This is a genomic window from Pseudovibrio sp. FO-BEG1 (assembly GCF_000236645.1).
In the GTDB taxonomy this organism is placed as follows: Bacteria; Pseudomonadota; Alphaproteobacteria; order Rhizobiales; family Stappiaceae; genus Pseudovibrio.
On record NC_016642.1, the window covers coordinates 912315 to 920000 of the forward strand.

The window sequence follows — 7686 nt, forward strand, 5'->3', positions numbered from 1 at the left end:
GAGCTGAACCCGAGTGTCCCGTAAGAGCTTGGCTTGGCAAAAGCTACATCAGCGTAATTATCATAAACTTCGCTGTTTTTCATATGCTTTTGCTTCATGTTGCTTTTGTGGCAAAGCAGCGCAGGCAGAAACATCAAAGCCGCTCACCCAACAAAAAACGCAGAGCCAAAGCCCTGCGTTTTCTTTGAGCCAGTTTGTCAGGCCGTAATCCGTTAAATCGGAAGCTCGCTGACGCCGCCGTTGGCTGCGGACCATTCCAGTGGGTTATTGAGGAACTTCTCAACTTCATTCAGCTTCTCAGGAGAGAAGTAGTCGTTGGAGCGGCAAACACGCAGGATGTCGTGCCAGGTGGCAAGGTAGTGCAGGTTCACACCATGCTCTGCCAGCTTGCCCTTCGTCTCCGGGAAGATGTCGTAGTAGAACACCACCAGCGTGTCGGTCACTTCAGCACCAGCTGTGCGCAGCGCTTCACAGAACTTGATCTTGGAACCGCCATCAGTGGTCAGGTCTTCCACCAGCAGCACGTTCTGCCCTTCGTGGATGTCGCCCTCAATCTGCGCATCACGGCCATAACCCTTTGGCTTCTTGCGCACATACTGCATCGGCAGGGCCATCTTGTCTGCAATCCATGCAGCAAACGGAATGCCAGCAGTCTCGCCACCTGCAATCGCATCAAACTTCTCAAAGCCCGCATCACGCAGCAGGGTTGCTACAGCAAACTCCATCAGGGTGCCACGAATGCGTGGGTAGGAGATCAGCTTGCGGCAGTCGATATAAACCGGGCTCGCAAGGCCGGAAGCCAGAATGTACGGCTCTTCTGGACGGAAGTTCACCGCCTTGATTTCCATGAGCATTTTTGCGGTCAGTTCCGCCATCACTTCGCGGTCAGGAAAAGAATTGGAAAACATCGCTGTCCCTCAAGTCACAGTAGGTGGTTTAGAGCGTATTCCCTAAAAGCTGTTCCGGTCCTCGGGAATACGCGCACAAACAAAGATCTGAAACACGAGCGGGGATCTGGTGCAGATGCCGCCCGCGTTCACATCAAAAAAAAGCAGCTTGCCCCGGCCATATTAGGTGCAAACTGCTTTGAAACTTATTTCTCGTTCTCAACCTTCCAGAATATATCAAATCCCGGATTGAAGAGGGTCACCGGCCCTTCCGGCGTCGGAATGTTTGGCGGGTAAACAACCTTCTCATCGGTCTTCACCAGATCAACGGTGGTTGTGTTGGGCGCCATGCCATAAAACGCCGGGCCGTTGAGCGAGGCAAAGGCCTCAAGCTTGTCGAGAGCACCTTCCTCTTCAAACACATGCGCCAGACAGCTCATTGTGTTGAGTGCAGAGAAGATACCCGCACAGCCACACTCGCACAGCTTGTTCTGGTCAAGGTGCGGAGCACTGTCTGTGCCAAGGAAGAACCGTGCATCACCGGAGGTTGCCGCAGCCCGCAGCGCAAGGCGGTGCTTTTCACGCTTCGCCACTGGCAGGCAGTAGAAGTGAGGCTTGATGCCGCCAACAAGAAGGTCATTGCGGTTGATGATCAAGTGGTGCGTGGTGATCGTCGCGCCCAGATTGTCACCGCCAGACTTGGCGTAATTGACGCCTTCTTCTGTCGTGATGTGTTCCATCACCACTTTCAGCTTAGGAAACTTGCGGCGGATCGGGTCCAGCACAGTTTCAATGAACACCGCCTCACGGTCAAAGATGTCCACGTCTGGTGTGGTCACTTCGCCATGCACCAGAAGCGGCAGACCAATCTCTGCCATCCGCTCCAGAACGCCAGCCACCTTATCAAAGTCGCGTACACCACTCTGCGAGTTGGTTGTCGCGCCAGCAGGATAAAGCTTCACCGCTGTGACAAGACCAGACTTGGCAGCCTGTTCCAGATCATCAGCATCCGTGGTCTCGGTGAGATAAAGCGTCATGAGTGGGGTAAAGTCGTGGCCCTCTGGCATCGCTGCCAGAATGCGATCCCGGTAACCCTCAGCATCCTGACTGGTGACTACAGGCGGCACCAGATTGGGCATGATAATCGCGCGGCCAAAGTTTGCCGAAGTTGATGGCAAAACAGACTTCAACATGTCGCCATCACGTAAGTGCAGGTGCCAGTCATCAGGCCGTCTAATGGTCAGGCGGGTCTCGGTCATCTTCATGCTCCGTGTGGTCGAAAGGCTGCGCGACATCGGTTTACTGCCCAATGACACCAAATCTCAAGGAAAATCTGCGGTTCGGGAGCATCTCGCACAAATACGTATGCAAGGGAACTGGACCTTCGGGTGAAATGCGCTGCGTAACCAGTCAAAAATAAGGTGATCATGCAGTTTCTGCTATCCACATCTTCGTGGGTCGAAAGCACCCCGCATAAACCCTGAGCGAATCTACCTGTCAATTCTCGCAGGCAGCCAAGCCCCAAATTTGCATGGATTGATTTGGGTGGTAGATTATCATAATGTTCCCGTTATGTACTAAATTAATTCACTCTTGGTTCTGGTTTTTGAGGGCGAGTCGTTACGGCAGTCTTCGCAGCTTGATCTCTTTCAAACGAAAATCATGTCCATGTCAGTTTCTGCGACCTCCGCTCCATCCGGCTATGCCACTCCCAAGGAGAAGATCCCCTCCTTGCCAACACGTGTCTCCCCTGTTCACCATGGCGCAGGTGAGCAGGGGCGCGTGTATTTTATTGAAGAGGTCATCCGCTCCACCACCCTCTATGATCTGCTGAAAATCCTGCGTGATGCGGGGCTGCCAGATGCATGGCTCGCCTCTGGCGCAATATACCAAAGCGTCTGGAATGCACTGACGGGTAGGGACGCAGGCCATGGCATCAAGGATTACGACCTGATCTATCATGATGACTCCGACACATCCTATGAAGCAGAAGACCGCGTCATCAAGCAACTCACCAAAGCCTGCGAACCGCTGGGCCTTCCGGTCGAAATCCGCAATCAGGCCCGCGTGCATCTCTGGTTCCCCAAGCACTTCGGCATGGACTACCCCAAACTCGGCTGCTCGCTGGAATCGCTGCTTTACTACGCCTCAACAACCCACTCCGTCGCCGCCCGCCTGCACGATGACGACCGCCTGCAAATCGAAGCACCGTTCGGTCTGGAGCCCATCTTCCAGATGCAGATGCTCCCCAATAAGGTCCTGCCCAACCAGCAAACCTTCACCCAAAAAGCCACCCGCCTCACCAAACACTGGCCCGAACTCACAATCGTCCCATGGTAACCTGAGCGTCCCCCCCCCTCAAGACCAACAAGTGAGCCAAAGCCAAAGACACTCTTAACCTACCAAAACCACCCACATTTCCAATCATCCGTTTAAAACAGCGTACGTCTCTCGGCCCCTACGCAAGCATCTTCTAGCCCCCATGCTGGCGACCTCCGCAGAATTGATCCTCAACATTGTTTACCAACCCCCAACCCACCAATGGATTATCTCATTGGAATCTTTTAGTAGTTAGAAAGAGTAGAGCATGTCCCCGGAAGTCAATCACCGGCTCCCGAAAAAGGATCTGCGCAAGTTCAAGGAAGTCGAGCATCATTAGCGCACTTGTTCAGCGCCCGATGTTCAGGAAGTAACCGGTGCAGGCGTTATCAAGGCAATGCTGAAATTAATGCGTCCATCAGCTTTGGCCAATGCCAACCTGGAGTATCTGGACCAGGCAGCCCTCGCGGATCCTCAAGTGACCAGCGAAGACGAACGCACACGCCTCCTCGAACTGGTCCTGCGCTCCAACGCCCACCTGATCGCCGCCATGAAAGGCATCCGCTCCCTCCGTCTACCGGACTGGTGCATCTCCGGCCCCTCCATTGCCTGGCCTCTCTGGACAGCGCTCAAAGGCAAACCCGCCATGGCAGGCAACCACCAGCTCTACATCACCTATTATGATCCTTCCGATCAGGCGCTTGAAAAAGAAGCCACCTACCTGCGCCACATCCGTCAGGTCCTCAGCGCAGGTCCATATCAGGTGCACCTGTCCAATCAGGCCGGCCATGTTGTCCATCACGACAAAGACAGCATGAGCAACGGCACGCCAGTCACCTGCACAGCAGAAGCGCTGGTACGTGATCCCGTCCAGACATACGCCCTCGGCGTCCGCCTCGAAACCAGCGGTACATTCACTGTGCTGGCCCCCTTCGGACTCTCCGGCGTTTTCGCCATGAAGATGGAACGCAACACCGGTTATTGCGATGAGGAACACTTCCTCTACAAACTCCGCCGCGTTGAAGCCATGTGGCCGGGGATAGCGTTCAGGTAAGGCAGCTTAAGGCCGCGATTGAACTGGTAAATACCCTTGCTCAATCAGATGTACCGTCAAACCAACTGGGAACGGCAGCGCAATCGCATTCTCATAGTCGCAGGCAGAACTTGGTGAGCCATCCGGGCACACAAACTTGCGGAAATCATCCTCATCCCCGCGGCTCTTCTCGGGTGCCTCGTCAATCGCTGCCATGCCTTCCCCCAAACGCGCACGAACAGCTGCCCAGGCAGCCAGGAACCCGTTCTCTCCCCACAGCGCCGGATCTGACTGAGCCCGTTCTTCTAAGTAGGCCAACTCCTTACGAAATGCTGGTTGATATGCCGGATCCAGATTCACATCCATAATCTCATCGAAGGAGAGCTTCTCAACAAACAGCGGCGCAAAACTCCCCGCATAGGGCGCAAACAGATAAAGGAAGCTGTTGTCTGAGCGCACCAGCTCAATGCTGCCATCGCCGTCCAGATCTTCAAAGCTATAGCCATAAGCCCCGTCCAGCACGGCTCCTTGAACCATGGCCCAATCGCCATTTCGGTCCTGCGTGATGATATGTTGCTCCACGCAACAATGAGCGCCTCCCGTAAAGCGCTTAATAACGACCTGCGGCAATTCTGTCTCATTGGCGAGCCGGATCACTTCAACGCTCTGCCCATATTCGGGGTAGTAACTCGGCTCAGTCTCAAACGAAAACACCTTGTCACGTCCAACCCAGCCAGTAACACGCACGTGGGAGTTCTTCGAAAACGCATCATTGGGGTCGGTCTGCTCAACAATGAGGTCCGCATTCACCCGCAGTTTTTCCAGCTCCAGCGTAAAATGCGCCTGATTTTCAAACTCATCGAGTTGCCGGTCTCTGTCGGGCCATACCGTTTCAACATATCGCCGCCCTCGGGAGAGATAGGCATCTTCCGGCAGTACGGTGTCGAACTCCGCTCTGGCCAGTCGAATGCTCTTGAAGTGCGCTGGGCCAACCACAACGGCAAACCACTCATTGTCCGATCGCACCACGCGAACTTTGTCTTCATAAGCGGTACCCTGCAAAGCATCTTTGTAGCCTTCCGCCAACTTCACTGCCTCAGTGGCATCCTGCCTGCTGGCAAAAACAAGCCACCGCTGACCACCGGAGAGGCTCAGAGCTTCCTGCGAAAAGCTCAAAGTCGGAATAGCAAAAACTGTAAGGAGAAAGATCAAACACACTCTCAAAAAAGGCATAGCTCGACTCCAGAGGTGGCAGTCCTGTCGACAATTCAAAATACAAAACAGCGGATCAGTTATGAGCACTGACTTTATAAGAGTTCAGCATAACTGACCCATCAATCAAATCGGCTAATATCAAAGTCCGCTGTTTCCTGCAGAAAACCAATAAATCCATCGACCTGATGTTCCGCGGTCAAGCGCCCTTTTTCTGAGCTCGCATTTGCCGCATTACCCACCGTGCCGTGCGGGTTCAGATCAGAGGCGATCCACCCGTAAGATGGCAGCCCGGTTGGTCCAAGACGGGCGTTCTCATCCAGATCCTGCGCAGAAGATCGGAAATCTTGCGCTCTTTGCATATCAACAAGATCCGCCCGGAAGTGCAGCATGAGAGAGGTCTCCTCATCTCCACCATGCAAGCCAAACTTCAGCTCTTCCTCGCTGAACATGCCCTCCGGAGCGCCAAAACTGGACCAATGACATTTCCCAACCAGCATCTTGCTGCGAATGCGCAGCTCGCGGGCCACAATCCCGATCAGATCCAGATTGCCGCCATGGGAGTTGGCGATCACCATCTTCCGAATGCCACAAGCCGCAACAGAAGTGCCAATATCTATCCAATGCTTGGCGGCGGTATCCGCCCGCAATGATAATGTACCGGGCGCATGAATGTGCTCGTCAGATTTCCCGATGCATTGCAGCGGCAAAATGCGAAAGTCCAGGGCTTCCGGTGCCCGGGCACAAAGCGTTTCCAGCATGCCCTGGTTGATATAGGTGTCCACACCAAGGGGCAGGTGAGGGCCGTGCTGCTCAACAGAAGCCGTCGGCAAGATCGCTATCGTCCTTTGAGGATCGATACTCTCAAAGTCCGTTGTCTTGAAATCCATCCAATAGCGTCGAGGAAACATGGCAAGCACCTCACTATTCGGTTGCCCTCAAGTATACCTGATGAATGAGCAGAGACGAGGGCTGTTCTCTAAGCTTTGCAAAGGCCTCGGGTCTTCCGTTCAATCACCTTCAGATGGTGGCTTCTCGACGTATCCGTGGAGCTGTCCATATTATAGTGAGCCGCATATCTGGTTTTCACCCAAGGGCTGCAAAGCAAACGTACACCGCGCAAAATGGTCTTTTTGCCGGGTGTACCCATCAGAAAACTAAGCCATCTTGGAGCCCCGCAGGTGGTAAAAACGGCAAGTTTCTTAATGTTCTGCAAATTTGGCTTGATTGCGCCTTCCTCGGTGAGCCGAAAGGCGACACCCGGCACAAACACCCGATCCAGCCATCCTTTGATCATTGCAGGCAGCCCATACCACCAGGTCGGATAGATGAAGATGAGTGTGTCACACCGTTTCAAAGCGGTAATATGATGCTCAATGCCCGTCTGGTTTTGCGCAGTGTCCAGATAATTGTCCAGCTCGCTCTTTGTCAAAACAGGTTGAAAATCATCTTCGTAAAGATCAATCACATCAAAGCTGATTTGCTGGTGGTTGAGCGTCGTCACCACCTGTTCAAGAACGGCCTTACTGAAACTCTCAGTGTTGGGGTGACAATAGACGATCAGAGCATGCATGTTTTTGTCCGGTTCAAATGTAGTGCGGTCCATTCAAGCCATACACTAAGGCAGGAGTGGACCAAATTCCCTGTAGCTTCAATCATCATGATCGCATGAAAACCGTCTAGTTCGTAATCCTCCCTAACTCAGCTGAGATTTTCCATAAGTTAATGAAATTAAATACCTTACTTCAGTAATCACGGGTATTTGAGGGTCTGACTCTAGGGCTGTTTTATGTAATGCCTCAATATTTACACAATTTTATATATTTTTTAGTGCGTACTTTCTGAAAGATAAATCAGAAACAGGCTGGCAATCACTTGGAGGAGGTGAGCAGCCAAAAAGAAAAAAGCGAAGTCGCCACACAAAGACAATCGCGCCAATCCTCCCAAAAGAAAAATCTGCGCCCGATGAATGGTGCACTGTGTAACTCATCAAATAAGAAGCAGAACCAATGACGATTCACAGACCTACTCTCCGATCCGTTCAGGCCCCTTCCGCCGTTGTTATGATCCGCCCTTTGTTTTTCAGCACAAGCAAAGATGCTGGGCAGAGCAGTTCTAGAAGTCTTATTGGTGAAGCGCAGGCAGATATTGATTTTGCCGAACAGGCATATGTAGAGATCTCAACCGCAGCCGATGAACTGATCCGCCGCGGTGTAGATGTTCACCTGTTTGAAG

At 52.9% G+C, this 7686-nt stretch carries 8 protein-coding genes (1 of these 8 cut by a window edge); 3 read left to right on the top strand and 5 right to left on the bottom strand.

Going from position 1 to position 7686, the window contains the following annotated elements:
• Positions 1-212: 212 nt before the first annotated feature.
• Both PSE_RS04265 and pyrC read right to left on the bottom strand, forming a co-directional pair.
• Complete coding sequence (locus PSE_RS04265) at positions 213-908, bottom strand: orotate phosphoribosyltransferase (protein WP_014283731.1); 696 nt, start codon at positions 906-908, stop codon at positions 213-215.
• Positions 909-1093: 185 nt separating this feature from the next.
• A complete protein-coding gene (pyrC, locus tag PSE_RS04270; protein WP_041767949.1) occupies positions 1094-2146 on the bottom strand; it encodes a dihydroorotase in 1053 nt (350 codons plus the stop codon).
• A 403-nt stretch (positions 2147-2549) separates the two neighbouring features.
• On the opposite strand from pyrC, the gene PSE_RS04275 reads away from it, so the two are divergent.
• The gene (locus PSE_RS04275) at positions 2550-3227 is read left to right on the top strand and encodes a nucleotidyltransferase family protein (protein ID WP_014283733.1); all 678 of its coding nucleotides are present in this window, start codon (positions 2550-2552) and stop codon (positions 3225-3227) included.
• Between the two features lie 376 nt (positions 3228-3603).
• A complete protein-coding gene (locus PSE_RS04280) occupies positions 3604-4260 on the top strand; it encodes a nucleotidyltransferase family protein (RefSeq protein ID WP_148266085.1) in 657 nt (218 codons plus the stop codon).
• A 6-nt stretch (positions 4261-4266) separates the two neighbouring features.
• Here the strand turns inward: PSE_RS04280 and PSE_RS04285 are convergent, their stop codons facing one another.
• From PSE_RS04285 to PSE_RS04295, 3 genes are all read right to left on the bottom strand, one after another.
• Positions 4267-5472, bottom strand: a complete 1206-nt coding sequence (locus tag PSE_RS04285; protein WP_014283735.1) for a hypothetical protein — start codon at positions 5470-5472, stop codon at positions 4267-4269.
• A gap of 101 nt (positions 5473-5573) precedes the next feature.
• Complete coding sequence (locus PSE_RS04290; protein WP_041767951.1) at positions 5574-6362, bottom strand: creatininase family protein; 789 nt, start codon at positions 6360-6362, stop codon at positions 5574-5576.
• A 68-nt stretch (positions 6363-6430) separates the two neighbouring features.
• Positions 6431-7057 (bottom strand): NAD(P)H-dependent oxidoreductase, encoded by a 627-nt coding sequence (locus PSE_RS04295; RefSeq protein WP_014283737.1) that lies wholly within the window; start codon positions 7055-7057, stop codon positions 6431-6433.
• Positions 7058-7460: 403 nt separating this feature from the next.
• Between PSE_RS04295 and ctlX the strand changes: the two genes are divergently transcribed.
• Positions 7461-7686 carry the start of a citrulline utilization hydrolase CtlX gene (ctlX, locus tag PSE_RS04300; protein ID WP_208998084.1) on the top strand. The gene runs 758 nt beyond the window's last position, so only the first 226 of its 984 coding nucleotides appear in the window; its start codon is at positions 7461-7463; its stop codon lies off the right edge, out of view.